The sequence below is a fragment of the Kitasatospora sp. NPDC023176 genome, from assembly GCF_055560495.1.
Genome location: NZ_JBVHIP010000008.1, coordinates 197,550 through 223,869 on the forward strand (window position 1 = coordinate 197,550; position 26,320 = coordinate 223,869).

Sequence of the window (26,320 nt, forward strand, 5' to 3'; positions counted from 1 at the left end):
GGCAGCCGCGGGAAGCGACGCGGTGTCAGTGAAATGCCGGTGATCCGGCAGCGCGCTGACAGCGGCGGACGGAAGACTCCAAGCCGTCAGACCGGACGAGTCCTGTGATTCCCACGACCCACGCGATATCCGCGTGTCGTGTTGCTCCGACGAACCCTGTGACTCACCTGGCCCCTGTGACTCATCCGACCCCCTGCGACCGACGAGAGAGCCGCCCGTGCCCCGACCGCCTTCCACCGCCCCCCTCCGCGCCGCAGCCGCCACGGCCGCCGGCCTGCTGCTGGCCGCGCTCACCCCGGCCGCCGTCGCGGCCGCCGCGCCCGCCCCGCCGGTGCCGGCCCTGACCTGGACGAAGCCCTGCACCCCCGGCTTCCAGTGCGACACCGCCCAGGTGCCGCTGGACTACCGGGCCCCGCGCGGCCGGTCGATCGACCTGGCGCTCATCCGCCGCCCCGCCGACGACCAGGGGCACCGGGTCGGCACGCTGTTCTACAACCCGGGCGGACCGGGGATCCCCGGCACCGCGGCGCTGCCCGCCGCGGCCCCGCTGTTCCCCGAGGAGGTGCGCAAGCGCTTCGACATCGTCAGCTTCGACCCGCGCGGCGTCGGCGCCTCCACCACCCTGCGGTGCTTCCCCGACCCGGCCGGCGAACAGGCCCTGCTCGGCGGACTCCCCGCGGGCTACCCGGTCGGCGCCGAGCAGCAGTCGCGCTGGGCCGACACCTATGCCCGACTGGGCCGCCAGTGCGCCGAGAACGACCACACCGGCCTGCTCGCCCACCTGTCCACCGCGGACGTCGCCCGCGACCTCGACCTGCTGCGCCAGGCCGTCGGCGAGCGGCGGCTCAACTACCTCGGCACCTCCTACGGGACGTACCTGGGCGCCACCTACGCCAACCTCTTCCCCGGCCGGGTGCGCGCCATGGTCCTGGACAGCGCCGTCGACCCGGTCGCCTGGTCCACCGGCCGCACCCCGCAGGACCGCGCGCTGCCGCCCTTCCTGCGCACCGGCAGCGACCTCGGCTCGGCCGCCGTCCTGGACGACTTCCTCGACCGCTGCGGCGCCGCGTCCCCGACGGACTGCGCCTTCTCCGCGGGCAGCCCGGAGACGACCCGGACCAAGTACGCCGGGCTGATGGGCCGTCTGGAGCGCGGCCCGGTCACCGTCGGCACCGGGCCGCAGGCCGTCACCTACGACGAGGCGACCGCCGTCTCGGCCCTCGCCCCGCTGCTCTACTCGGCCCAGCCGATGCCGGCCTTCAAGAGCCCCGGCTGGGCGGCCCTGGGCCTGCAGCTGCAGAGCCTGTGGACCGCCGCCGACACCCCGGCCGCTCCGCTGCCCACCGGCGCGCCGTCGTACCAGACGCAGGTCCTCGGCGTGCTGTGCGCCGACACCGTCAACCCGCCCGCGGACGCCGACTACCCGGCCCTCGCCGACCTGGCCCGGGAGCGCTCCGGCGCCCTCGGCCCGTCCTGGGTGTGGCAGACCCAGCGCTGCGCCGCCTGGCCGGCCGAGGCCGCCCGGGACCGCTACGACGGGCCCTGGGACCGCTCCACCGCCGCGCCCGTCCTGGTCGTCGCCAACACCGGTGACCCGGCCTGGCCGTACCAGGGCTCCCGCGCGCTGGCCGACACCCTGGCCCGGGGCCGGCTGCTGACCGTCGACGGCGCCGGGCACACGGTGCTCGGCAACCCGAGCGGCTGCGCGGCCGGCTACGAGGAGCGCTACCTGGTGGACGGCGAACTGCCGCCGCGCGGCCGGGTCTGCGCGCCGGACCAGCCGCCGTTCCGGTAGCCGGTGCCGACGGGCCCGCGAGGGGGCACCCCCGCGCGGGCCCGGCGCTCGGCGGTCCAACCGGCGGCGCGGGGGCTTCCTTAGCGGAACGTAAGATCTGCGCGGCGCTCCTTGCCGCCGCCCCGCGGGCGGCGGCACGCTCTGGGACACCCACCCGCCGTACCAGCCCCCCGGAGCCGCCATGTCCCCGTCCGCCGCCGTCCCGTCAGAGTCGCAGCCACAGCCGCAGCCGCAGCCGCAGTCGCCCGGTGAGGAGCGCGCCCGGCGGCGGCTCGCCCTGGTCGGCGGGTCGCTGGGCAACCTGGTGGAGTGGTACGACTGGTTCGTCTACGCCAGCTTCGCCGTCTACTTCGCCGACGACTTCTTCCCCGGCAGCGACTCCACCGCGAAGCTGATGAACACCGCCGGCATCTTCGCGGTCGGCTTCCTGATGCGCCCGGTCGGCGGCTGGCTGCTCGGCCGGGCCGCCGACCGGCACGGCCGCAAGAGCGCCCTCACCCTGACCGTCACCATGATGTCCGCGGCCGCCGTGCTGATCGCGATCGCCCCGACCTACGGGCAGTCCGGCTACCTCGGCGCCGTCGTCCTGCTGCTCGCCCGGCTGCTCCAGGGCATGAGCATCGGCGGCGAGTACGCGGCCAGTGCCACCTACCTCACCGAGGCCTCCGCCCCGAACCGGCGCGGCCTCGGCTCCTCCTTCCAGTACGTGTCGATGACCTGCGGCCAACTCCTCGGCCTCGGCATCCTGATCGTCCTGCAGCACACCCTCAGCAACGCCCAACTGCACTCCTGGGGCTGGCGGGTGCCGTTCCTGCTGGGCGCCGTCTTCGCCGTCGTGGTGCTGTGGCTGCGCCGCCGGCTGCCGGAGACCGAGGCGTTCACCGCCGAGTCCGGCGGCCGGGAGCCGGCCGACGCCCGGGGCACCCTGCGCGCCCTGTGGGAACACCGGCGCCAGGCCGTGCTGGTGATGGCCCTCACCCTCGGCGGCACCGTCGCCTACTACACGTACACCACCTACCTGACCAAGTACCTGATCGGGAGCGCCGGGCTGGCCAAGAACACCGCCACCCTGGTCAGCTTCACCGCGCTCGCCGTCTTCGCCGCGATCCAGCCGCTGGCCGGCCTGCTCTCCGACCGGATCGGCCGCCGCCCGCTGCTGATCACCTTCGCGCTCGGCTGCACCGTCGGCACCTACCCGCTGATGACGGCGCTCGGCTCGGCCGGCGGCTACTGGTCCGCGCTCGGGCTCTCGCTCACCGCGCTGGTCATCGTCACCGGCTATACCTCGATCAACGCGGCCGTGAAGGCCGAGCTGTTCCCCACCCGCATCCGCGCCCTGGGCGTCGCGCTCCCGTACGCCCTCGCCAACGCGCTGTTCGGCGGCACCGCCGAGTACATCGCGCTCTGGTTCAAGAACGGCGGGCACGAGTCCGGCTTCTTCTGGTACGTCTCCGGCTGCGCGCTGGTCTCGCTGGTCGCCTATGTGCTGATGCCGGACACCCGGCACGCCGTCCTCAGCCCGGCGGAGGTCCCGGCGGAGGTCCCGGCGGCGCCCGCCGGGGCGAAGACCGTACGGTAGTCCCCTCACCGCTGGGGAGGGTTCCGTGCACATGCTGCTGGTCGAGGACGACGACCGGATGGCCCAGGCCCTCGCCACCGCGCTCACCCGGCGCGGCCACACCGTGCGCCGGGTGGTCCGCGCCGCCGAGGCGCTGCGGCACGCCCGGGAGGCCGAGTTCGTCCTGCTCGACCTCGGCCTGCCGGACCTGGACGGCCTGGACCTGCTGCGCAAGCTCCGTACCGTGTGCGACCTGCCGCTGATCGTGGTCACCGCGCGCAGCGAGGAGCGGGACGTCCTCCAGGGCCTGCGGGCCGGCGCCGACGACTACGTGGTCAAGCCGTTCCGGATGGCCGAACTGATCGCCCGGATCGACACCGTGCGCCGCCGCACCTCCTCCGCCCTCCCCTCCTCGGAACAGGCCGAAGGGGAGCGGCGGGTACGCACCGGGGACGTCGCGATCGACCTCGCCGCCCGCACGGTGACCGTGGACGGCGCGGCCGTCCGGCTCACCCGGCGCGAGTTCGACGTGCTCGCCCTGCTCGCCGCCCAACCCGGCGACGTCCGCTCCCGCGAGGAGATCCTCGACCGGATCTGGGGTGACGCCTTCCTCGCCTCCTCGCGCTCGCTGGACGTGCACGTGGCCGGCATCCGGGCCAAGACCGGCCGGGCCGCACTGGTGCGCACCATCCGCGGCTACGGCTACCAACTCGGCACCCTGGACGGCGCATGAGGCGCCGGCTGCTGGCCGTGCTCACCGCACTCATCGGCACAGCCGTGCTGCTGCTCGCCCTGCCGCTCGCCGACTCCTACGCCCGCGGTCGCACCGAACACCTGCTGTTGCAGCGCCGGGCCGACGCCGTGCGCTTCGCCGAACTCGCCGACCGGATCCGCACCGACGCCGACCGCCGGGAACTCGACGCCGAACTCACCCGCTACACCCAGCTCTACGGCGCCGGCGTGACGGTGGTCGACACCGCCGGACACACCGTCGGCCGGGCCGGGCCCGCCCCGGGCGGCGCGCCCGCGCGGCAGGCCCAGGACCGCGCCCTCACCGGCCGCTCCACCGAGTCGCTGCCCACCGTCCGCCCTTGGGGGCCCGGCACCGTGGTGCTGGCCGAGCCGGTCGGCCAGGACGAACGGGTCGGCGGCGCCGTACTGTTGACCGTTCCCACCGGCGCCGCGCGCCATGACGTGCTGGTCCGCTGGGCACTGATCGCGGCCGGCGCCGTCACCGCCTTCGGTGCCGCCGCCCTGGTCGCGGCCGGGATCGCCCGCTGGCTGCTGCGGCCCGTCCATGAACTCGACCGCGCGGTGGCCACCGTGGCGGGCGGACGCTTCGAGCCGCGGGTCGCCGCCGACACCGGTCCGCCCGAACTGCGCCGGCTGCGACGGCACTTCGACGGCATGGCGCAGGCCGTCGCCGAATCCCTGCGCCGCCAGCGGGACTTCGTCGCCGACGCCTCGCACCAGCTGCGCAACCCGCTGGCCACCCTGGTGCTGCAACTGGAGAACGCCGAACCGCACGTCGGGCCGGGCCCCGGGCGGCAGGCGCACGCGCTGGCCCTGGACGAGGCGGACCGGCTCGGCGAACTGCTCGACGGCCTGCTCGCCCTGGCCCGGCTGGAGGCGGCCGCCGCACCGGTCGAGGAGCACGACGTCTCGGCGGCGGTGGCCGAGCGGGTGGCCGCCTGGGCACCGGTGTTCGAGGCGGGCGGACTCGAGTTGACGGCCCAGGTGACGCCGGGGCTGCGGGCCCACACCCTGCCCGACGCGGCCGGGCGGATCCTGGACGCGCTGCTGGACAACGCCGGCAAGTTCGTGCCGCCGGGGGAGCGCGTCCGGGTGACGGCCTCGGCCAGCCCGGACGGCGGCGCGGTGGTCCGGGTCCGGGACACCGGCCGGGGCGTTCCGGCCACTCAACTCCCGCTCCTGTTGCGGCGGTTCGCCCGATCGCCGGAGCACCAGAACCTCCCCGGCACCGGCCTCGGCCTGGCCATCGCGGACGAACTCGCCCGGGCCGGCGGCGGAACGCTGACCGTCGCCCCGACCCTGCCGCACGGACTGACCGTCGAGTTCCGGCTGCCCGCGCCCTGAGCCGCCCGACGCGGCGCCCTGAACCGCCCGACGCGCAGTCAGCGGTACCAGCCGCGGATGGCGGTGGCGGTTTCCCGGACGTCGGCCCGCCCCTCGCGGATCCGGGCGGCGAGTTGGGCGGCGGCCGTCGGCCCGGCGGTGACGACGACGCCGGAGGCGCTGAGATAGGCGGCGGCGACCACGGCCGCGAAGTGCTCGTTGCCGGACTCCAGCGCCGGAACGCGGATCAGCTGGTGCATCAGCGCGGCTGCGCGCTGGTGCGGGCCCTCGTACACCGGCACGTCCATGACCTCGTCGACGTGGCGCGCGACGGCGGCGGTGAGGGTGCCGTAGTCCGTGATGTCCGGGTCGGTGGGCAGGAAGCGGTGGGCGATGTCCAGCAGCCAGGCCCGGTCGATGCGCAGGATCACGCCCGGTCCAGCGGGCGTTCGCGCCACCGGCGGGCGGGTGCCGTCGGTGCCTGCCGTTCGGGTGCCTCGGGGAGCTGGAACCGGTCGTCCAGCCGGACGTTCAACCGCATGCCCCGCAGCGTAGCGAGGCGTACCGGCTGCTACCAAACGGCGCCCGACGACGTCTCCGGAGGCGGGCCGGCCCGGACTCACTCGTGGGCGCTGATCTCCCCGCCGGCGCCGAGCACGATGTACCCGCCGTTGGCGTCCAGCCCGTCGTCGTGCTGGTCGGACTCCATGGTGCCCATCACCGCGTTGTCGCTGCCGATGGTGTCGGCGCGGTAGTGCAGCTCACCGACCTTGGTGACCTTGGCCGTCCAGCCGCCGGAGAGCTTGAAGGTGCCCGGCCCCTGGTGCCCGCCGCCCATCCAGGCGTGCACGGTGCCCGACGCCCCTGAATGTCCGGGAGTGGACGTGCGGTGCCTGTGGGGCCGTCCTTGACCGGGACATCAACGCGGCGGTCAACGTCGCCACGGCGGCCGGACTGGCCGTGTCAGCCTGTGGAGCGCGGGTAAGACCGGGACTCGTCCCGGCACAGCGCGAAGAAGCCGGAACCCACCGAGACGGTCGGCCGACCGTGGTAGGAATCCCCGGCCTTCAGGCCGGGGAGCGGAAGTCAACCGTACACCGAGCGGTAGTACGCCGCCGCCCCCGGGTGCAGCGGAACGGCCCCGGTGGAGACGGCGAACCGGGGCTCCAACCGGGCCCCGGCCGTCACCGACCGCAGCAGGGTGGCCCATTGGTCGAAGAGGATGCCGAGCAGCCGGCGGACGGCGTCCTCGGGCACGCCCGGACGGGCCGTCAGGTAGTTGCCCACCCCGAGGGTGGCGACCGGATCCGCCAGGCCGTACGCGCCGGCGGGCAGGGTGACGGCCGTGTACACCGGGCCGTAGCGCTCCCGCAGCAGCGCGGCGACGGCGTCCAACGGGACGAACCGCAACGGCAGTTCGCGGGCGAGCGCGGACACCGCGGGCGTCGGCACGCCGCCGGACCAGAACACCGCGTCCAGTGCGCCGGCCCGCAGCGCGGCCAGTGACTCGGCCAGCCCGAGGGAGCGCTGCTCCAACGGCGCCCGGTCGCCGGTGAGGCCCGCCCGGCGCAGCAGCCGCCCGGCCGTCACCTGGTTCCCGGAGCCCACCGCGCCGGTGGCCACCCGGTGCCCCGCCAGGTCGGCGAGTTCGCGCACCGGCCCGTCGGCGGGGGCGAGCAGGTGCAGGTAGTTGACGTACACCCGGGCCAGTGCGGTCAGTTCGAGCGGGTGGTCGAAGGTGTCGCGCCCGAGCACCGCGTCCTCGGCGACGTCGGCGGTGGTCAGCGCGAGGTCCGCCGAGCCGTCGGCGAGCTGCTGGAGGTTGTCGACGCTGGCCGCGCTGCTCACCGGAGTGAGGGTGAGCCGCCCGCTCGCGGTCACGGCCTCGGTGAAGGAGCGCCCGAAGGCGTTGTACGGCCCGCCCTCGGGCCCGGTGGCCAGCCGCAGCGAGCGGGTCGGTGCCCCGGCGGCGGAGCAGCCCGCGGCGAGGGCCGCCGCCAGGGCGGCGCCCAGCACGGTGCGGCGGCGCGGTGCGGTGGCGGTCATGGCCGGAAGGGTAGCCGCCCGGCCGCGGAGGGCGTGCGGGCGCGGTGAACGCCGACACCGCCGGGCCCTCGGGAACGAGGGCTCGGCGGTGTCCGTTGTGCGGTCGCTACGGCGTCAGGCGCGGCGGCCGCGCTTGCGGCGGGCGAGGTAGACGGCGCCGCCGCCGACCGCCAGCAGGGCGACGGCTGCGGCCGCGAGCGGGCCGGTGTTGGAGTTGGCGCCGGTCTCGGCCAGCGGGGGGCCGGAGACGGTGCTGGTGGCGCCGGCGACGCTGGTGGTGCCGGTGCCGGTGCCGGTGCCGGTGCCGGTGCCGGTGCCGTCGGTCGAGGTCGCCGAGCCGGCCGGGGCCGGCGTGGTGGTGGTGCCGCCGGTGGGCTGGCTGCTGGGGGTGTCGCCGCCGGCCGGTGCGCCGGTGGTCGGGTCCAGGATCAGGGTGGCCGACTGCGGGTTCTTGAAGTCGAACATGCCCTCGATGGAGGCGGCGTGCTCGTCGAAGGAGGAGTCGCCGATCGGGCCGGTCTTCCAGTTGTCCTCGACGAAGCGCAGGATCGAGGTCTGGTCGGTCTGGGTGTGGTCGACGAAGTTGGCCTTGGCGTACGGCGAGGCGACCAGCAGCGGCAGGCGCGGGCCGAAACCGCAGCGGTCGGCGTAGCCGCCCCAGCCGGCGTCCTTGCCGCACTGGCCGGCGCCGCTCAGGCTGTCGTTGGCGGCGTCCTTGGAGCCGTTGACCGGCTCGGCGAACTTGTGGTCGTACCAGCCGTCCGAGTCGTCGTAGGCGATGACGACGGCGGTGGAGGCCCAGTCCTTGGACTTCTGGAGCTTGTTCATGGTGTCGACGACGAAGTGCTGCTCGTCCAGCGGGTCGGAGTAGCCGGCGTGGCCGTCCTGGTAGTTGGCGGCCTTGAGGTAGCTGACGGCCGGCAGGTTGCCGTGCTGGAGGGCGGCGTCGAAGTCGGTCAGGTCGTACTGGTGGTTGGCCTGGCCGGCGTGGCCGATCTCGTCCACCGAGGCGGGCGCGAGGTGCTTCGGGTTCGCCGTGGACTTGTAGTACTGGAAGGGCTCGTGGTGCGGGTTGTAGTCGGTCTGCGAGGCGCCCACGACGTTGTTGTGCGCGGCGTCGCAGGCGGCCTTGCCGTCCTTGGTGCCGGTCGGCTTGAAGCCGCCCTGGAACCAGCCCCAGCTGACGCCCTTGTCGTTGAGCAGGTCGCCGACGTTCTTGCCGGTCATGACCAGCTGGTTGTGCGCCGGGTTGGAGCACTCGTCGTAGCCCGGGTCGGGGTCGTTGATGACGGTGCCGACGCCCTTGGCGTCCGGGGAGGCGACCACGTAGGCGTCGGTGGTCTGCTTGCCGGTCTTCGGGTCGACCGGGTAGCCGCCGTGGGTGTTGCCCGAGACCAGGTTGATCGCGCCGGGGGTGGAGGGCCCGTAGTTGGTGCCGAAGGAGTTGTCGCTCATCGCGAAGCGCTGGGCGTAGTTCCAGTAGCCGGTGACGGTGTTGCCGTCGTAGTAGTCCATCACCAGGCCGGGCGCGGTGTACATCGGGGCCTTGCAGCTCTCGATGTCGGCGTGCTCGACGAACTTGTCCATCTTGCCGCCGTCGAAGGCGAGCTGCTCGTCCTTGTAGGTGTGGTCCTGGTCGCAGGTGACGGCCTGGGACGGCGTCAGCCGGACCGGGTTGTTCCGGTTCGGGTTCTTGTGCAGCAGGTCGTCGCTGAGGCCGTCCACCTTCGGGGTGTCGGGCTTGGCGGTGAACTTCACCTTGTCGTCGGCGGTGTTGGCCGCGTTCGGGTAGGTGCCGAAGTAGTGGTCGAAGGAGACGTTCTCCTGGAATATCACCACGAGGTGCTTGATCGGGGTGGCGGTCTGCGGGCCGTCGGCCGCGAAGGCCGCCGGCGCTGCGCCGAAGGCGGTCAGCGAGGCCGCGCCGATCAGGCCGGCGCCGTAGCGGAGCCACCTGTTGCGGTGGGGAAGTGCGTGCATGGTGGGTACCTCGGACGTCATCGTCATACGTGTCAGTTTTGGGGCCGTGACGCGCGTAGCACGAGCGGCGCGGCGGCTAGACGCTAGAGCGTAGCGGTGAACACGGTTGACGAGGGCATGTGAACACGCGGTTAATCGCCGAGGTACGGAACTCTTCGTCAGGGCTGCCACCGGGCAGACAAGTCCGATGAATGCCGCTCGAATCCGACGATTACGGGACGTCTTTCGGCGGTTTCCGGCCAGGAATGTCGCTTCCGTCCCGGCGCGGGCCACCGCCGGGCCAAGCGCGAAACCGTGGCCGAAGTCACCGTCGGGCGGGGACCGGGGGACCGGGGGCGGGCCGGTCGGGGGGTGCCCGCCCCCGACCCCGGTCAGGCGCCGGCCGCCTCCGCTCCGATGCCCTGGAGCGCGGCCACCAGGGCGTCGACGTCCTGCACGGTGTTGTACAGGGCCAGCGAGGCCCGCGCCGCGCTCTGCAACCCGTAGGCGGCGAGGGCGGGTTGGGCGCAGTGGTGGCCGGCCCGGATCGCGATGCCCTGCTGGTCGAGCGCCCTGGCGAGGGCGATCGGGTCCGTCCCGGCGAGCAGGAAGGTGAGCACCCCGATCTTGCCGGGCGCCTCGCCGATCAGCCGCAGGCCGGGCACCGTGCGCAGCGCCGCGGTGGCGTACGCGGTGAGCTGCTCCTCGTGCGCGGTGGCGGCCTCGCGGTCCAGCCCGGACAGGTAGCGCAGCGCGGCCCGCAGGCCGGCCACCCCGCCGATGTGGCCGGTGCCGGCCTCCAGACGGTGCGGGACGGGCGCGTAGCTGGTCTCCTCGAAGCTCACCGAGTCGATCATGTTGCCGCCGCCCTGGTACGGGGGCATGGCCTCCAGCAGCTCCCGCTTGCCGTACAGCGCGCCGATCCCGGTCGGGGCGAAGACCTTGTGCCCCGAGAAGGCGTAGAAGTCGGCGTCCAGGGCGGTGACGTCCACCGGGAAGTGGGCCACCGCCTGGGCGCCGTCGACCAGCACCTTGGCGCCGTAGCGGTGGGCGAGCGCCGTCATCTCGGCCACCGGCGGGACGGTCCCCAGCACGTTGGAGGCATGGGTGAGCGCCACCAGCCTGGTCCGGTTGCCCAGCAGGTCCCGGTAGGCGTCCTGGTCCACCTGCCCGTCGGGCAGCAGCGGGATCGGGACGACCCGGGCCCGGCGCTCCTTGGCGATCAGCTGCCAGGGCACCAGGTTGGAGTGGTGCTCGGCGGCGGAGACCAGGATCTCGTCGCCGACGCCCAGGTTGGCCCGGCCCCAGGTCTGGGCGACCAGGTTGACGGCCTCGGTGGTGCCCCGGACGAAGACGATCTCGTCCGGGGTGGGTGCGCCGAGCAGCTTGGCGGCCTCGGCGCGGCCCTCCTCGTAGATCCGGGTGGCCTGTTGGGCGAGGGTGTGGGCGCCGCGGTGGACGTTGGAGGTACCCGTCGCGTAGTGCTCGCCGACGGCCTCGACCACCTGGCGGGGCTTGAGCGTGGTGGCGCCGTTGTCCAGCCAGACCAGCGGACGGCCGTTGACCTCGCGGTGCAGCTGGGGGAAGTCCCGGCGGACGGCCTCGACGTCGAAGCCGGCGGCGGGTGCGGTGGGCGGTGACGTCCGGTCGGCCTGGGTGGGCAGCCAGTACCGGGGGCCGCCGGCGGCGTGGGCGAGGGCCTCGGGGAGCGGGAACGGGGGCGCGGCCGTCGGGGTGCCGGGGGCCGTCGGGGCCGGGCCGGCCGTGGCGCCGGAGAGTCCCCTCGGCGCCGCGGCCGGCCCGGTGGTCCCACCGGCTCCGGTGATCCCGGTGCCGCGCCCGAATCCGTCAGGAGTAGTCATGGTAGTTGGACACCTCGACGTTCTGCAGCACGGCGATGGCGTCGTCCACCAGCGCGGCGGTGGAGAAGTAACCGGTCACCAGGTAGGAGGTGATGGCCTGCCGGTCGACGCCCATCGCGCGCACCGCCAGGCCGGGCTCGACCTCGTCCGGGACCTTGGCCGGCCGCAGGCCCACCACGCCCTGGCGCTCCTCGCCGACCCGCATCAGCAGGATGTTGGTGGTGCCGGGCGCCGAGTTCGCCGAGCCGTTGAGGTCCAGCTTGTCGGAGGGCAGCAGCGGCACCCCGCGCCAGGTCAGGAACGGGCTGCCGAACAGCTCGACGATCTGCGGCGGCACCCCGCGCCGGGTGCACTCGCGGCCGAAGGCGGCGATCGCCCGCGGGTGGGCCAGGAAGAACGCGGGCTGCTTCCAGACCCGGGCGAGCAGTTCGTCGAGGTCGTCCGGGGTGGGCGCGCCGCCGCGGGTGCGCACCCGCTGGGTCGGCACCACGTTGTTGAGCAGGCCGTACTCGGGGTGGTTGAGCATCTCCCACTCCTGGCGCTCGCGCAACGCCTCTGCGGTCAGCCGGAGTTGGGCCTGGACCTGGTCCATGTCGGAGTTGTAGATGTCCGAGACGCGGGTGTGCACCTTGAGGACGGTCTGGGCGATGCTCAGCTCGTACTCGCGCGGGGCCTCGTCGTAGTCGACGAAGGTCTCCGGCAGGTACGGCTCGCCGGAGTGGCCGGAGCTGAGGTCGATCGGGTGCTCCCGGTCGACCGGGGCCTGGGCGGCGGTGAACTCGTCCAGCCGGGCGCGCAACGAGGGCTCCCGGTCGGCGAGTTCGACCAGCGCGCGGCGGTCCAGCGAGAGCACGGTACAGGTGGTGGCGGCCTGCACCCGGTACGGCATCGCGGTGCCGGCGGCCCAGGCGGTGGCGTCGAAGAAGTCGCCCTCGCCGAGTACGGCCAGCAGGGCGTCCTGGCCGTAGGCGCCGGTGGCGCGCTTCTCGGCCCGGCCGAAGGCGATGAGGTGCAGCTGCTCGGCGGGGGCGTCGGTGTCGACGATCAGCTCGCCGGGCGCGACCTCGCGCTCGGTGAAGGCGCCGGCGAGCGCGGTGAGCACCGGGCCGTCGACCTGGCTGAGGAAGGACACCTCGCGCAGGTCCTCGGGGATGACCCGGGTGGCGCCGGAGCCGTCGACGTAGGTGCTGACCAGGCCGTCGCCGAGGATGAAGCCCCGGCGGCGGTTGACCCGGTAGACGCCCGCCTCCAGGTCCACCCAGGGCAGCGCGCGCAGCAGGTAGCGCGGGGTGATCCCGAGCATCTGCGGCACGGTCTTGGTGGTGGTGGCGAGGTTGCGGGCGGCGGAGGTACTGAGGCTCTGCTGGCTGGGCTGGCTCTGCGGAACGGCCTCGGTGGTCACGACAGGGTTCCCCTCTGCGGCAGGTGCGGGAAGCGGGATCCGACGGGTCGTCAGATCGCCTCGCAGATTGTTGCCGTTCGAACGGGTCGTCGTGGGCAGGTTTGCGGGCGCCGGGGAGCGGACACTCGCTGCGCGAATACGGCAATCCAGGCCGCCAAACTCACTCGAACGGGTGACTTTCGCATAAGCGGTGGCGATCATTGCGAAAGCAGGGCTTGGAAGCACGGGGGGCGAGTTGAGGCGCGCCCCCGGCCACCCCCGCGCGCCCTCTGGACGACGGGCACGCGGGGGTGGCCGGAGGTGCGGGGGACGGCTGCGCGGGGCCGGGCGTACGGGGGCGGGGGTGCGGAGGCCGGGCGTACGGGAGCCTCAGCCGGGCCCGCCGACCTGGGTGGCGGGCCCGGCTGAGCCCGGGGCCGGGTGGCAGTGGCCGAGGGCTCAGGCGTAGATCGCGATCCGGGGCTCGATCGTCCCCTGGGCGGGTCCGTGCAGCACGGTGAGCAGGTAGCTCTCGGTGAGGGTGTGGCCGGAGTGCAGGACGATCTTCGCCGGGATCAGCCCGGTGTAGAGCGTGCCGGTCTGGCTGCCGAGCGGCACGGTGCGCCAGCGGCCGTCCGTCCCCAGCATCTCCAGCCGGAAGTCCGACGGGCTGAGGAACGGGCCCTGCTGGGGTGACTCGAGCAGGATCTGCGGGGCGACCGTCTGATCCGTCGGGGCGTCGTTGCGGTAACGGAAGGTGATCCGGTGCGGCGCGCGGTCGGTCGGCAGCGCCGAGTCGGGCAGGTCCACGAAGCCGACCGGCGCGGCGGCGGCCGGGGCGGTCGGGGGTGCGGAGGCCGCCTGCGCGGGCGCCGTGAGCGCCGCGGTGGGCAGGACGGCGAGGGCGGCGGCGGTCAGCACCAGAGCCCGACGGGGGATCGTCCTGGTCGGCATGGCGCCTCCTTCGGTCGAGGGGCGGCTGGGGGCCGGTGGCCGGGCGGACGGTGTCCGCGGGCCACGGACGGTCGCCGGCCGGGCGGTTCGTACCCCACTACCTTGCACGTGCCCGGCGGATGGCGCATCCGCCGGGCACGGCCCCGCCGTGACCGGGGGCAGATCACGTCACGCCGAAGGCCTTCTCGATCTCCTCGATGACCTTCGTCCCGCTGATCGGCCCTCGTCGCCGGACGACGCCGTCGCGGTCGCCGTCCGGGGCGCCGACCGCGAAGGGTCGCGGTCGGCGCCACCGGGCCACGGCGGGTGCGCGCCGCCGTTGGCGCAGCCACCCGTCAGCTCAGCGGGCGGCAGAGCAGCGCGTCCGGGACGCCGTACTGGAGCCCGCGCCAGGTGTCGGCGACGCCGGCCACGTACTCGCCGTCGGCGCACTGGCCCTTGTAGGAGCCGGGCGCCCAGTCGCCGGCGGTGGAGCCGCCGTTCGCGGGCCGGTTGTCGCCGTGGTCGAACCAGACGGTGCGGCCGGTGGTGGGCAGCGCGGCGGCGGCCGGGGCGCAGAGCAGGGCGGACATCGCGTTGCTGCGGACGCTGTAGCCCACCGCGACGGTGTTGTCCGGGCACTGGAGCTTGTCGTAGCCGGAGGCCCAGTCGCCCTCGGTGACGTAGCGCTGGTCGGTGACGGTCACCCAGTCGCCGGTGCCGTCGGCGGGCTGCCCCGCGTCGGTGCACAGGCCCCGGCTGCTGCCGCGGCCGAGGCCGGCCAGGCGCTGGCCGTCCGGGCAGTCGCCCTTGCGGTTGCCGGGGCTCCAGTCGGGCCGGGCCAGCATGCGGGCGGAGACGTTCTGGTCGCCGTGGTCGAGGTCGAGCATGTTCCAGCGGGTGACCGGTGCGACCTGCCCGGTGTACGAGGGGGCGTCGATCAGCTTGTGCCAGTCGGCGGCGCGCCAGTCGCCGGGGTCGTTCAGGCCGAGCTGCCGGCCGGCCGTGTCGTGCGAGAGCAGTGCCCAACTGTCGTTGGGGACACCGTTGTTCTGCCAGCCGACCAGCGGCCAGACGGCGAAGTCGGTGTCATTGGCGGCCAGGATGTCGGTGAAGCGGTCGAACCAGGCCTGCTCCTTGGCGTCGGTGGAGCCGCGCCCGCCGGCGCCGAACTCGCTGACCCAGACCGGGGCGGTGAAGTGCTGGCCGGACTGGGTGACGAACAGGGCCTCCTGGTCCACCACCTGGGCGAGCTGGTCGGGGGTGAAGTCCTCGTAGCGCGGGTCGCCGGTGGCGCCGGGGCCGCTGCCCGCGCCGGTGTTGGCCGGGCCGGTGTAGGCGTAGAAGTGGGCGGCGTAGACCAGCTTGTCGGAGCGGATCAGGGTGTTGGACAGGGTCGCCACCGGGGTGAGCATCGGCCGGCCGTGGGAGAACCCGGCGGCGGGGATGCCGTACCAGTTGATGCCCTCCATGATGACCAGCAGGTCCGGGTCGGCCTGGAGGATCCGGTTGCCGGCCTCCTCGAAGGCGGCGTACTCGTCGTGGGCGTCGCCCAGGCCCCAGTTGGGGTCGTCCCAGGTGTCCCGGCGGACTTCGTTGCGCAGGTCTGCGCCGACGACGCGCTTGTTCGACGCGTAGCGGTTCGCCATGAACACCCAGTCGTCCTCCCACTGCTGGGTGCTCTGGCCGCTGTTCCAGCGCTCGTTGCCGTCCAGGCCGCAGCAGAAGCGGTAGCTGGTGGTGTGGTTGTTGAGGATGACCGCGAAGCCGTCGGCGGTCAGCGCGGCGACCACGGCGTCGTAGACCTGCAGCGGGGTCCGGCCCTTGAGCTGCGGGTTGGCGGTGACGGCGACGTCCGGCACGGTACTGGTGTCGTGGATCAGCGCGTTGGCGAACGGCAGCCGGACGGCGTTCAGGCCCAGGCCGTGGAAGCCCGCCAGGATCTCGCCGAGCGGCGCCCGGTCCAGGCCGAGCGGGATGTCGTACGAGACCTGGCCGGCCTGGTTGTTCGCCGGGTCGGTGGTCGAGCCGCTGCCCTCCCAGGTGCCCTGGGCGCCGGCCCAGTTGCCGGCCTTGAGCTTGAAGCGGTCGCCGTTCGCGTCGACGACGTAGCGGCCGCGGGTGCTCAGCGGGCCGGTCCAGGAGGCGGCGAGCTGGGCGCCGCTCAGTACGGGCGTGGGTGGGGTGACGGCTTGCGCGGGTGGGGCGGCGCTCACGAGCGCGGCCAGCAGGGCCGCCGCCGCGAGCACGGCGGTGCGGGCCTTACGAAGGGGGATCACGGATGCTCCGGGCGAGGGTGACAGGGGCAAGGGTTGTCGACGGTACGTCAAAAGTACTGTTCAGGACGAGAGTGCGGAACGGTTGAACCCCTTATGACAACGGCATTGACGTGAAACGAACCCGCCGGTTTCATGGCTCGCACTTCCCCACCCCCGCACCTCCCCCCGCCCCACCCCCGCCCCACCCCGCATCCCCCGCATCCCCCATGAGCAAGGCGGTGACCCGTTGGCATCGACGGTGAAGGACGACACGGGCAGCGGCCCGAGAACGGGCGCGAGCCACGGCGCCATGCACAGATCCATCGGCCTGCTGGACGGCGCCGCCATCGCCGCTTCCAGCACGGCCGCCACCAGCAGCATCGGCATCGGCCTGGGGCTGATGGCCGGCGTCGTCGGCCTGCACCTGCCCGCGATCATGCTGCTGGCCTTCCTGCCCGTCCTCGCCATCGCGGGCGGCTACGGGCGGCTGAACGCGGTCGAACCCGACGCCGGCAGCAGCTACCGCTGGGTCGGCCGCACCCTCAGCCCCTGGCTGGGCTTCCTCACCGGCTGGGTGAACACCGTCGGCACGGTGGTCTTCATGGCCTACACCACCACCGTCACCGGCTCCGCCGTCATCCAACTCCTCGACCAGGCCCACCTGCGCAGCGTCGCCGGCCTGCGCCTGGACGCCGACTCCACCGTCCAGTGCACCCTGCTCGGCCTCGTCGTCCTGATCGGCGCCGCCCTCGTCGCCGTCCGTGGACTCGACCTCGCCGCCCGGCTGCAGAAGGCCCTGCTGGTCTTCGAGTACGCGGTGCTGCTCGGCTTCTGCGGCTACGGGCTGTTCGCCGGTGACCAGCCGTTCTCCCTCCAGTGGTACAACCCCTTCGACCTGCCCTCCTTCGACGCCGTGGCCCAGGGCATGGTGCTCGCGGTGTTCTGCTACTGGGGGTTCGAGTCGGTGTTCAGCGTCGGCGAGGAGGTGCGTGACCCGCGCGACGCCTCCCGGGCCGGCCTGCTCGCCCTGGTGGTGATGATGCTGCTCTTCCTGCTCGCCGGGACGGCCTTCCAACGGGTGCTGCCACTCGGCGAGTTGGCCGACAACGGCGCCCACGGACTGACCTACTTCGGCACCACCCTCGCCCACCAGCCGCTCGCCGCACTGCCGTTGATCGCCCTGACGTTCTCGGCCGTCGCCTCGCTGCAGTCCTCGGTGATCCCGACCGCGCGCGGAATGTACGCGATGGGCCGCGACGGCGTACTCGGCCCGGTCTGGACCAGGCTGCACCCCCGGCACGCCACCCCCGCCGTCGGCACCCTGCTGATCACCGGCCTCGCCGTCCTGCTCGCCCTCGCCTCGATCGCGATCCCCACCGTCAACGACCTGATCTCGGCCGCCGTCAACGCGATCGGCATCATCGTCGCCCTCTACTACGCGCTCACCGCCGTCGCCGCCGCCGTCCGCTTCCGCGGGCTGCTGCGCACCGACCCGTGGCAGGGACTGCGCGCCGTGGTCGGCCCGCTGCTCGGCGCGGCCGCCCTGCTCGCCGTCGGCGGCTACCTCGCCTGGACCTTCTACGACTCCACGGACCACTTCGAACTGTCTGCCGACAACGGCTGGTTCGAGCTGACCGTGGTGGCGATGATGATCCTCACCGGACTCCCGTCGGCGGCCTGGGCCCGCTGGCGGCGGCGCTCACCGTACTTCCTCGACCCGACCGCCTGAACGGCCCCCGCCGCCGACCCGTGCAACGCCAGCACGACCCGAACGACCCGCACAACCCGAGCGACAGGCACAACCCGTAGAACCCGTACCACCCGCACAACCCGAGAATGGAGCACCACCCATGACCGAGGCCGCCGATCTGGTCTTCACCCACGGCCCCGTCCACACCGGCGACGCCGCCCGCACCCGGGCGACCAGCCTGGCCGTGACCGGGGAACGGATCACCGCCGTCGGACACGACGAGGTCCGCGCGCTGATCGGACCGAACACCGAGGTCGTGGACCTCACCGGCAGACTGCTGCTGCCGGGCTTCCAGGACGCCCACGTCCACGCGGTGTTCGGCGGCGTCGAGGCGGCCGCCTGCGACCTCACCGGCACCGTCGGCGTCACCGAGTACCTGGAACGGATCCGCGCCTACGCCGAGGCCCACCCCGACCAGGAGTGGATCACCGGCAGCGGCTGGTCGCTGGAGAGCTTCGACGGCGGGCTGCCCACCCGGCAGCTGCTCGACTCCGTCGTCCCGGACCGCCCGGTCTACCTCACCAACCGCGACCACCACGGCGCCTGGGCCAACACCCGGGCCCTGGAACTGGCCGGCCTCACCCGTGACACCCCCGACCCGGCCGACGGCCGGATCGAACGCGAACCCGACGGCACCCCGGCCGGCACCCTCCAGGAGGGCGCCACCGGTCTGGTCGCCCGGCTGGTGCCGCCGCCCACCGCCGCCCAGCGGCTGACCGGACTGCTCCGGGCCCAACGCCTGCTGCACTCGCTCGGCATCACCGGCTGGCAGGACGCCCTGCTCGGCGAGTTCCACGGCCAGCCGGATCCGTCCGACGCCTACCTGGCCGCCGCCCGCTCCGGCGCGCTGACCGCCCGGGTGACCGGCGCGCTCTGGTGGGACCGCGAGCGCGGCGCCGAGCAGATCCCCGAACTCGTCTCCCGGCGGGCAGAGTTGAGCCACGGCCGGTTCCGGGCCGGCTCGGTGAAGATCATGCAGGACGGCATCGCGGAGAACTTCACCGCCGCGATGACCAGCCCCTATCTGGACGGCTGCGGCTGCGCCACCGCCAACTCGGGCCTCAGCTTCGTCGATCCGGCCGCACTGCGCGGATACGTCACCGAACTCGACGCGCTCGGCTTCCAGGTGCACTTCCACGCCCTCGGCGACCGGGCCGTCCGAGAGGCCCTGGACGCCGTCGAGTCCGCCCGGACGGCGAACGGCCGGCGCGGCACCCGGCACCACCTCGCCCACCTCCAGGTGGTCCACCCGGACGACCTGACCCGCTTCGCCCGACTCGGCGCGATCGCCAACATCCAGCCGCTGTGGGCCGCCCACGAGCCGCAGATGGACGAACTGACCATCCCGTTCCTCGGCCCCGAACGCGCCGCCCGGCAGTACCCGTTCGCCGCGCTCCAGCGCGCGGGCGCCACCCTGGCGGCGGGCAGCGACTGGCCGGTGAGCAGCCCGGACCCGCTGGCCGGACTCCACGTGGCGGTCAACCGGATGGAACCGGGCGCCACCGACGGCCGGGTCTTCCTGCCCGAACAGCGCCTCGACCTCCCCTCCGCCCTCGCCGCCTACACCGCCGGCTCCGCCCATGTGAACGGCCACGACGACGCCGGCACCCTGGCCCCCGGCCACCTCGCCGACCTGGTCGTCCTCGACCGCGACATCCTCACCGGCCCCGCGGAGGAGATCGCCGCCGCCCGCGTCCTGCGCACCTACGTGGGCGGTGAGGCCGTGTACGTCGCGGAGTGACCGGGCACGACCCGGCGGGCCCGACCGGCTGCCTGCCCCGTCGTCGCCGAGCCCACCGGGTTCGGCGACGATCGGCGTTCTGAACCACGCCCGCCGGTGGCTCGCCGCTTGCTGGGCCCACCTCCCGCCGGGCCCACCTCCCGCCGGCGGCCCGGCTCAGCGCGTCGTGGCCGCCGTGAGGCGGGCCGTGGCGGCGTCGAGGAGGAGGTCGAGGGCATACGGGTAGCCGCTGCGCCGCATGTCGGTGGTGAGCAGGTGGGCGGTGGCGGCGATGTGGGGGTGGGTGGTGGCGTCGAGGCGGGCGTAGGAGGCCTGCCAGACCCGCAGGTCGGCGGTGGCCGCGGCGGCCGGGAGGGCGAGGGCGGCGGCGTCGAGGGCGGCGAAGCCGAGGCTCTGGTCGACGAAGGCGTGGTAGATCCCGACGGCCTCCGGGTCGGGGAAGCCGGCCGTGCGCAGGACGCCGAGGATCGTCTCGACGGCGGCGGTCTCGTGGCTGCGGCCGGTGGTGCGGTGGGCGGCGAGCAGGGCGGCCTGGGGGTGGGCGAGGTAGGCGGAGTGGATCCGCAGGCCGATGGCACGCAGGTCGGCGCGCCAGTCGCCGGTGGGCTGCCAGCCGGCCTGGGCGCGGCCGATGAGTTCGTCAGCGATGGCGAGCAGCAGGTCGTCGGTGCTGTGGAAGTAGCGGTAGACGGCGCTGGGGTCGGAGCCGAGGGCGGCGCCGAGCCGTCGGACGGTGAGTGCGTCGGCGCCGTGCTGTTCGACCAGTCGCAGCGCCGTGTCGATGATCAGCTCCCGGGAGAGCACGACGCCCTGTTTGGTGGGCCGCCGCCGGCGGCGCTGGGGCTCGGGGACCACGCGTTCGCTCATGCCCCGCAGGTTATGTCAGCGGCGTTGACCCAGGACAGAGGGAGGACAGAGGGAGGACAGGGGTGTGCCGGGCCCTTGTTCGCGGCCGGACTTCCCGACCAGTGGCCGGTGGGCTCCGGGCGAACGTTGCTCCTGGGGCTGGTGGGTTGGAATGAATCGTGGACGGTTCTGTGCAGGCTGTGCCGAATTCCCGGGGCATTCGTAGTGCTGTTCGAGGTTCGGTCACCCTGCGTGGTCGAGCTGCTTTGTCGACATGACGCTTGTTCCGTGTCGAGAGCTTCTCCGGGGCCGGATTCCCGCTGGTGGGGACGCCCGGAACGTGACCGTTGGCCAGGAGAGCCGTGGTGGATACGTCTGACAGCTCATCAAAGTTCCACGATCGGCCACCCGGTTGGGTGAATTCCCTTTAAGCTCACGTTAATCACGGCGGTTTCAGGCCACGCTGTGGGCTCGCTCCTGTAGGCGGGCCATTTGGGCTCTTCAGATGATGAGAGCAGGGATGAAGACAACGAAAGAACTGATGAACGGCGCCGCGCGCGGCCCGGGCCGGTCACGGTCGGGCCTGCCCGGCCGCCGCGCCGTGGGCCGCATCGCGGCGCTCGCCATCGTCGTCGGCAGCAGCTCGCTGGCGGCGGTCCCGTCGGCGGTCTCGCAGACCGGCGACGGGACGGTCACGGTCCGGGTGATCCGGGCCGTGGACAACTCCGGCACATGGACGCCCGCGCTGGAGCCGAACATGGCGGGCGTCAAGGTGACGCTCACCGACGACGCCGGGGTCTCGATCGACGGCACCACGGCGGCGGACGGCACGGTCACCCTGGCGCCCGCCACGAGCAAGGCCACCGGCGGGAAGTACCGGGTCCAGGTGGTGAATCCGAAGCCGGGCGTGCTGTTCCCGGCCTTCGCGTCCCGCCAGGGCCTGGACGGCGCGCCGAACCAGCTCAGCTCCAACGAGGAGTTCGTCGACCTCAGCGGGGGCAAGAACGTCTCCTACACCACGGGACTCTGGAACCCGGCGGACTACTGCCAGAAGAACGCGCCGCTGGTGACCGCCTGCCAGACCCCCACCTACCAGGGCGGCACCCAGCGCACCCTGGTGTCCTTCCCGTACAGCGCGCGCGGGCAGGAGGGCCCCGGCAAGGACGTCGTCGCGACGAACCTCGCCACCGACGCCGAGACCGGCACCATCTTCGGCATCGCGTGGAACAAGGCCGACAAGCGGGTGTTCTCCGCGGCGACGGCCAAGCGCACCACCGACTACGGCCCCGGCGGCTCCGGCGGGATCTACGTCACCGACCTGGCGGCGAAGAAGACGACCGTCTTCACCACCGTCCCGAACGCGGGCAGCACCGCGCACGGGCCGGGGACGGACGACGCCTTCCTCGACGTGCCCGGAAAGGAGAGCCTGGGCGGCATCAAGATCACCGACGACGGCAAGGACCTGTTCGTCGTCAACCTCAACGACCGCAAGCTCTACCGCTACGACGCCACCGCGGCGACGGCCTCGGCGCCGAAGGGCGTCTACCCGATCCCGGACCCGGGCTGCCCGGCGGCCGGCGACTGGCGGCCGTTCGGCCTCGGCATGCAGGACGGCACCGGCTTCCTCGGCGGGGTCTGCTCCGGCCAGTCCACCGGCAAGCTCACCGACGTGCGCGCCATGGTCCTGCCGTTCGACCTCGGCACCGGGGCGTTCGGCAAGCCGGTGCTGGACCAGCCGATGGACTACCCGCGGCAGTCCACCGTCGGCACCGGCACCTGCGACGGGGCGGGCTGGTTCCCGTGGAGCAACAGCATCTCGTCCTCGCAGAACGGCAAGCCCTGCAACATCGCCACCATCGCGTTCCCCGAACCGGAGTTGGGCGAGATCCTGTTCGAGACCGACGGCTCGATGCTGCTGGCCTTCAAGGACCGCTTCGCCGACCGCGGTCCGGGTGCCCCGGCGCCCAACTCGGCCACCGTGATGTCCGGCGGTGACCTCGACAAGGCCTGCCCGTCGAACGGCATGTACGTGATGGACGTCAACCTCGGCTGCGGCAAGACCGTCCGCGGCGCCCGGTTCTTCTCCACCGGCTGGGACGAGGTGGGCCACCACAACACGGTGTTCGCGGGCATCGCACTGTCCAAGGTCGAGAGCACCATCGCGGCCTCCGCCTTCGACCCGGACCACACCCCGGTCGGCTACGGCACCTCCTTCATGGAGCGCCAGGACGGCAGCCACGACCCGAAGTTCGGCCTGCGGCTGACCCCGGCGGCGACCAGTTCGCCGTTCGGCAAGGGCGCGGCGATGGGTGACCTCGAAGTGCTCTGCGACCAGGCACCGCTGCAGATCGGCAACCGGGTCTGGTACGACCCCGAGCGCAAGGGCATCCAGAACCCGGGCCAGACCCCGGTCAAGGGCGCCACCGTCAATCTGTACGACGAGTCGGGCAAGGTGGTCGGCACCACCAAGACCACTCCGCGCGGCGAGTACTACTTCGACGACAGCGACGTCGCCGGGGGCCTCAAGCCGCACACCAAGTACACCATCCGGATCGACAACCCCGCCGATTACGCCAAGGGCGGCCCGCTCTACCACTGGGTGCCCACGGACCACGACGTCGGTGACAACCACTTCGTCGACTCCAAGGGCATCGTCCCTGCCGGCGCCACGTTCCCCGAACGGGCGCTGACCACCGGCGGACCGGGCGAGAACGACCACACCTTCGACTTCGGCTACCGCCAGCAGGAAGGCGCGCTGAAGCTGGTCAAGAACGACCAGGACGGCAAGCCGCTGGCCGGTGCCAAGTTCCAGCTGTGGCACGAGACCAACGGCACCGACGGTCTGCAGACCGCCGGGACCAAGCCGGACACGCCCGTCGGTGATCCCTGTACGACCGGCGCCGACGGCATCTGCCAGGGCACCGGCCTGCCCGGGACGTACTACTGGCAGGAGTTGAGCCCGCCCGACGGCTACTCGGCGCCCGACAACACGGTCTTCGGACCGCTGGTGCTCACCGCCGACAACCTGGAGGACGGGGTCAGCGTCACGGCCGTCAACAAGCTGATCCCCACCCCGACGCCCACCCCGACGCCCACCGCGTCGGCGACGCCGACCCCGACGCCGACCCCGACCACCCCGCCGAGCACGCCGGCCCCACCGGCGCCCGCTCCCGGCGGCGAACTGCCGCACACCGGTGCGAGCAGCGGGATTCCGCTGATCGCGACCGGCGCCGCGGCGCTGATCGCCCTCGGCACGGCACTGTTCGTGCTGGTGCGCCGCCGCCGGGCCCAGCACCGCTAGCCGGCACCACCGCCATCCCGTCCTGACGGGGTGACACCCGGACCGGGCGGGTCCGCGGACCGCGAGGACCGCGAACCCGCCCGGTTCCCGTGCTTGACCGCAGCACGCGCACCACCTACTCGACCCGCAGCACTCGCACCACCCGCAGTACCCTCGCTGACGCGAACCTCCCGAGCGCCCCGAACGCCCCGAACGACGGATCGGAGAACACGACCGCATGGCCCGGAAGACGAAGGCCGCCGCCCGCCCGCCCCGGCGCCGCCGGCCCCACTGGTTGACGGCGCTGATCGCGGCCGCGGTGTGCGCCGCCGCGGCCGGGGGGTTCGTCGCGTACCGGGCCGTCTCCGCCGGGGCCTCGGAACGGCCGGTCACCACCGAGGAGGCCGCCCGGCTGGCGGTGTCCCGGCTGAACCTCTACCAGGCCAGCCCGGTCGGGGTGGTGCTCACCGCCGACGAGGGCGGGGGAGTGCGGATCCGGGTCGAGGGCGTGGTGGACTACCGCACCCACCGGGGCGTGGGCCGCTACCAGTCCACCGGCGCCGGCGGCGGCCAGCTGGACCACGGCCTGGTGATCTGGGACACCGGCGGCCTGGGCCTGGCCCCCGAACCGGCGGGCGACCGGAGCCCGGCCTGGGAGCAGGCCGAACGCGTGCCCCGCAGCGGCTGGTCGCCGCGCTCCTACACCGCCGACCCGCTGGACGCCGGCCTCCAACTGCTGACCCAGGTCGGCGCCGACCGCCCGGACAACCCGCTGCTGCTCGCCCAGTCCGGCGCCCGCTGGCTCGGCCAGGACCGGATCGACGGCCGCGGCTACGACCGCTTCGCCGGCCCGCGCGCCCAGGGCGCCGCGCCGGACGGCAACCGCTCGCCGCTCACCTACTGGGTGGACGCCGACGGCACGCTGCGCCGGGTCACCATGCGGATGGCGGGCCTGGGCACGCCGACCACCGTGGACTTCTCCGGCCGCAACGCCGACGCCAAGCTCCCCGAGGCACCCTGGCTCACCGGCTGACGGTCAGGTGCGGCCGCGGGCGATCGCCAGACCGGCCGCCCGCCCCGAGAAGATGCAGCCGCCCAGGAAGGTGCCCTCCAGCGCGTTGTACCCGTGCACGCCCCCGCCGCCGAACCCGGCCACCTCACCGGCGGCGTAGAGGCCGGGGACGGGGGCGCCGTCCGCGCCGATCACCCGGGAGTCCAGGTCGGTCTGCAGCCCGCCGAGGGTCTTGCGGGACAGGATGTTGAGGCGCACACCGATCAGCGGGCCGTGCGCCGGGTCGAGGATCCGGTGCGGTTTGGCGACCCGGGCGATCCGGTCGGTCAGCGAGCGGCGGGCGTTGCGGATCGCCATCACCTGTACGTCCTTGCTGAACTTGTTGCCCAACTCCCGGTCACGGGCGACGATCTGGCGCTCGATGTCGGCCGGGTCGAGCGCGGGGCCGCGCGCGATCCCGTTCATGGCGGCGACCAGTTCGGGCAGGGTCCGGGCGACGACGAAGTCCACGCCGTGCCGCTTGAACCGCTCCACCGGTGCGGGGGCGCCCTTCGCCAGCCTGCTCCTCACCGCGAACTTCAGGTCACGGCCGGTCAGATCGGGGTTCTGCTCCGAGCCGGAGAGCGCGAACTCCTTCTCGATGATCGACTGGGTCAGCACGAACCACGAGTAGTCGTGGCCGGTGGCCAGGATCTGCTGCATCGCGCCGATCGAGTCGGCGCCGGGCACACCGGACATGCCGGTCAGCCGGCGCCCCTGCGCGTCGAACCACATGGACGAGGGGCCGGGCAGGATCCGGATGGCGTGGTCCGGCCAGACCGGGTCCCAGTTGTGGACGCCCTCGGTGTAGGCCCACATCCGGTCGCGGTTGACGACCCGGCCGCCGGCCCGCTCGGTGATGGCCAGCATCCGGCCGTCGACATGGGCGGGCACGCCGGAGATCAGGTGCTCGGGGGCCGGGCCGACCCGCTCGGTGGGCCAGCTGGCGCGCATCAGCGCGTGGTTGTGCCCGATGCCGCCGGAGGTCACCACGACCGCCGCCGCCCGCTCCTCGAACGGCCCGGTGACCTCGCGCGAGGAGCTGATCCCGCGCCCGGCGTCGTCCGGCACCAGCACCGCACCCCGGACGCCGACCACGGCACCGTCCTCCCCGGTCAGCAGCTCGTCCACCCGGTGCCGGAAGGCGAACCGCACCAGCCCGCCGCGCTCCGCCCGCAGCACCGGGCGCAGGAAGGCCTCCACCACGCCGGGCCCGGTGCCCCAGGTGATGTGGAAGCGCGGCACCGAGTTGCCGTGGCCGGTCGCCGAGCCCGCGCCCCGCTCGGCCCACCCCACCAGCGGCACCACCCGGTGGCCCAGCTCGCGCAGGTACCCGCGCTTGCCGCCGGCCGCCCAGGTCAGGTACGCCTCGGCCCACTCCCGGCCCCAGCGGTCGTCGTCGTCGAGCCGGTCGAAGCCCGCCGAGCCGAACCAGTCCTGCCGGGCCAGTTCCAGGGAGTCCTTGATCCCGGCCCGGCGCTGCTCGGGGCTGTCGACGAAGAACAGGCCGCCCAGCGACCAGAACGCCTGGCCGCCCAGGTTCCGCCGGTTCTCCTGCTCGACCACCAGCACCCGCCGGCCGGCCTTGGCCAGCTCATGGGCCGCCACCAGTCCGGCCAGGCCGGCCCCGACCACGATCACCTCAGGCTGGAACGGCATGCAGCACTCCCTCGGGCAGTCGCCGTCGCCCGGGCGCGACGGCCGTGCCGTCCCATGGTCACGGGCGGGCCGTGGGCGCCGACACTAGGCTTGTCAGGTGGTGATGAAGAAGACTGTGCCATCGG

General features: G+C 73.5%; 17 protein-coding genes and 1 pseudogene. 8 read left to right on the forward strand and 10 right to left on the reverse strand.

Annotation, left to right across the window (positions count from 1 at the left end; all coding sequences use genetic code 11):
• The first annotated feature begins 217 nt into the window (after positions 1-217).
• The 4 genes from ACZ3YL_RS14835 to ACZ3YL_RS14850 all read left to right on the forward strand — a co-directional run bounded on the left by ACZ3YL_RS14835 (position 218) and on the right by ACZ3YL_RS14850 (position 5,450).
• Entirely contained in the window at positions 218-1,795 is a 1,578-nt protein-coding gene (locus tag ACZ3YL_RS14835) for an alpha/beta hydrolase (RefSeq protein WP_188304391.1), read from the forward strand.
• 181 nt (positions 1,796-1,976) lie between these two features.
• Positions 1,977-3,374, forward strand: coding sequence for an MFS transporter (locus ACZ3YL_RS14840; protein WP_465657535.1), 1,398 nt, complete (start codon positions 1,977-1,979; stop codon positions 3,372-3,374).
• Between the two features lie 25 nt (positions 3,375-3,399).
• The gene (locus ACZ3YL_RS14845) at positions 3,400-4,086 is read left to right on the forward strand and encodes a response regulator transcription factor (RefSeq protein ID WP_188304389.1); all 687 of its coding nucleotides are present in this window, start codon (positions 3,400-3,402) and stop codon (positions 4,084-4,086) included.
• Positions 4,083-5,450 carry a sensor histidine kinase gene (locus ACZ3YL_RS14850; protein WP_465657536.1) on the forward strand — a complete coding sequence of 456 codons (1,368 nt, stop codon included), beginning with the start codon at positions 4,083-4,085 and terminating at the stop codon, positions 5,448-5,450. The genes ACZ3YL_RS14845 and ACZ3YL_RS14850 overlap by 4 nt, the downstream gene beginning before the upstream one ends.
• Before the next feature lie 38 nt (positions 5,451-5,488).
• Here ACZ3YL_RS14850 and ACZ3YL_RS14855 read toward each other — a convergent pair whose 3' ends face one another.
• From ACZ3YL_RS14855 to ACZ3YL_RS14890, 8 genes and pseudogenes are all read right to left on the reverse strand, one after another.
• Positions 5,489-5,860, reverse strand: coding sequence for a fic family toxin-antitoxin system, toxin component (locus tag ACZ3YL_RS14855; RefSeq protein WP_465657539.1), 372 nt, complete (start codon positions 5,858-5,860; stop codon positions 5,489-5,491).
• A 188-nt stretch (positions 5,861-6,048) separates the two neighbouring features.
• Positions 6,049-6,285: pseudogene (locus tag ACZ3YL_RS14860) on the reverse strand (hypothetical protein); the annotation flags it as partial.
• 230 nt (positions 6,286-6,515) lie between these two features.
• Positions 6,516-7,475 (reverse strand): TAXI family TRAP transporter solute-binding subunit, encoded by a 960-nt coding sequence (locus ACZ3YL_RS14865; RefSeq protein ID WP_465657541.1) that lies wholly within the window; start codon positions 7,473-7,475, stop codon positions 6,516-6,518.
• 114 nt (positions 7,476-7,589) lie between these two features.
• Positions 7,590-9,455, reverse strand: a complete 1,866-nt coding sequence (locus tag ACZ3YL_RS14870) for a phospholipase C (protein WP_465657542.1) — start codon at positions 9,453-9,455, stop codon at positions 7,590-7,592.
• 371 nt (positions 9,456-9,826) lie between these two features.
• Entirely contained in the window at positions 9,827-11,296 is a 1,470-nt protein-coding gene (locus ACZ3YL_RS14875) for a SufS family cysteine desulfurase (protein WP_465657544.1), read from the reverse strand.
• Positions 11,283-12,698 (reverse strand): family 2B encapsulin nanocompartment shell protein, encoded by a 1,416-nt coding sequence (locus ACZ3YL_RS14880; protein ID WP_317620875.1) that lies wholly within the window; start codon positions 12,696-12,698, stop codon positions 11,283-11,285. The genes ACZ3YL_RS14875 and ACZ3YL_RS14880 overlap by 14 nt, the downstream gene beginning before the upstream one ends.
• Before the next feature lie 438 nt (positions 12,699-13,136).
• Complete coding sequence (locus ACZ3YL_RS14885; protein WP_465657546.1) at positions 13,137-13,631, reverse strand: signal peptide protein; 495 nt, start codon at positions 13,629-13,631, stop codon at positions 13,137-13,139.
• Between the two features lie 335 nt (positions 13,632-13,966).
• Positions 13,967-15,889: a glycoside hydrolase family 5 protein gene (locus tag ACZ3YL_RS14890; protein WP_465657548.1), complete on the reverse strand. Its 1,923-nt coding sequence runs from the start codon at positions 15,887-15,889 to the stop codon at positions 13,967-13,969.
• A gap of 289 nt (positions 15,890-16,178) precedes the next feature.
• Here ACZ3YL_RS14890 and ACZ3YL_RS14895 point away from each other — a divergent pair, with 289 nt between their 5' ends.
• Entirely contained in the window at positions 16,179-17,597 is a 1,419-nt protein-coding gene (locus tag ACZ3YL_RS14895; protein ID WP_188302522.1) for an APC family permease, read from the forward strand.
• A 121-nt stretch (positions 17,598-17,718) separates the two neighbouring features.
• Positions 17,719-19,359, forward strand: a complete 1,641-nt coding sequence (locus tag ACZ3YL_RS14900; RefSeq protein WP_465657550.1) for an amidohydrolase — start codon at positions 17,719-17,721, stop codon at positions 19,357-19,359.
• Positions 19,360-19,515: 156 nt separating this feature from the next.
• On the opposite strand, the gene ACZ3YL_RS14905 is transcribed toward ACZ3YL_RS14900, so the two are convergent.
• Positions 19,516-20,226, reverse strand: a complete 711-nt coding sequence (locus tag ACZ3YL_RS14905) for a TetR/AcrR family transcriptional regulator (protein ID WP_188302520.1) — start codon at positions 20,224-20,226, stop codon at positions 19,516-19,518.
• 499 nt (positions 20,227-20,725) lie between these two features.
• Between ACZ3YL_RS14905 and ACZ3YL_RS14910 the strand changes: the two genes are divergently transcribed.
• The gene (locus tag ACZ3YL_RS14910) at positions 20,726-23,506 is read left to right on the forward strand and encodes an SdrD B-like domain-containing protein (protein WP_223241674.1); all 2,781 of its coding nucleotides are present in this window, start codon (positions 20,726-20,728) and stop codon (positions 23,504-23,506) included.
• Between the two features lie 217 nt (positions 23,507-23,723).
• On the forward strand, positions 23,724-24,518 hold the full coding sequence (locus tag ACZ3YL_RS14915; protein WP_465657553.1) for a hypothetical protein: 795 nt from the start codon (positions 23,724-23,726) through the stop codon (positions 24,516-24,518).
• Positions 24,519-24,521: 3 nt separating this feature from the next.
• On the opposite strand, the gene ACZ3YL_RS14920 is transcribed toward ACZ3YL_RS14915, so the two are convergent.
• Complete coding sequence (locus ACZ3YL_RS14920; RefSeq protein ID WP_465657555.1) at positions 24,522-26,195, reverse strand: FAD-binding dehydrogenase; 1,674 nt, start codon at positions 26,193-26,195, stop codon at positions 24,522-24,524.
• Positions 26,196-26,320 lie beyond the last annotated feature (125 nt).

Bases quoted from the DNA above. Each gene is read 5' to 3' on its own strand.
- ACZ3YL_RS14920 (WP_465657555.1), bottom strand. From the start codon at position 26,195: ATGCCGTTCCAGCCTGAGGTGATCGTGGTCGGGGCCGGCCTGGCCGGA.
- ACZ3YL_RS14895 (WP_188302522.1), top strand. From the start codon at position 16,179: ATGCACAGATCCATCGGCCTGCTGGACGGCGCCGCCATCGCCGCTTCC.
- ACZ3YL_RS14910 (WP_223241674.1), top strand. From the start codon at position 20,726: ATGAAGACAACGAAAGAACTGATGAACGGCGCCGCGCGCGGCCCGGGC.
- ACZ3YL_RS14905 (WP_188302520.1), bottom strand. From the start codon at position 20,226: ATGAGCGAACGCGTGGTCCCCGAGCCCCAGCGCCGCCGGCGGCGGCCC.
- ACZ3YL_RS14915 (WP_465657553.1), top strand. From the start codon at position 23,724: ATGGCCCGGAAGACGAAGGCCGCCGCCCGCCCGCCCCGGCGCCGCCGG.
- ACZ3YL_RS14850 (WP_465657536.1), top strand. From the start codon at position 4,083: ATGAGGCGCCGGCTGCTGGCCGTGCTCACCGCACTCATCGGCACAGCC.
- ACZ3YL_RS14840 (WP_465657535.1), top strand. From the start codon at position 1,977: ATGTCCCCGTCCGCCGCCGTCCCGTCAGAGTCGCAGCCACAGCCGCAG.
- ACZ3YL_RS14900 (WP_465657550.1), top strand. From the start codon at position 17,719: ATGACCGAGGCCGCCGATCTGGTCTTCACCCACGGCCCCGTCCACACC.
- ACZ3YL_RS14885 (WP_465657546.1), bottom strand. From the start codon at position 13,631: ATGCCGACCAGGACGATCCCCCGTCGGGCTCTGGTGCTGACCGCCGCC.
- ACZ3YL_RS14870 (WP_465657542.1), bottom strand. From the start codon at position 9,455: ATGCACGCACTTCCCCACCGCAACAGGTGGCTCCGCTACGGCGCCGGC.
- ACZ3YL_RS14875 (WP_465657544.1), bottom strand. From the start codon at position 11,296: ATGACTACTCCTGACGGATTCGGGCGCGGCACCGGGATCACCGGAGCC.
- ACZ3YL_RS14865 (WP_465657541.1), bottom strand. From the start codon at position 7,475: ATGACCGCCACCGCACCGCGCCGCCGCACCGTGCTGGGCGCCGCCCTG.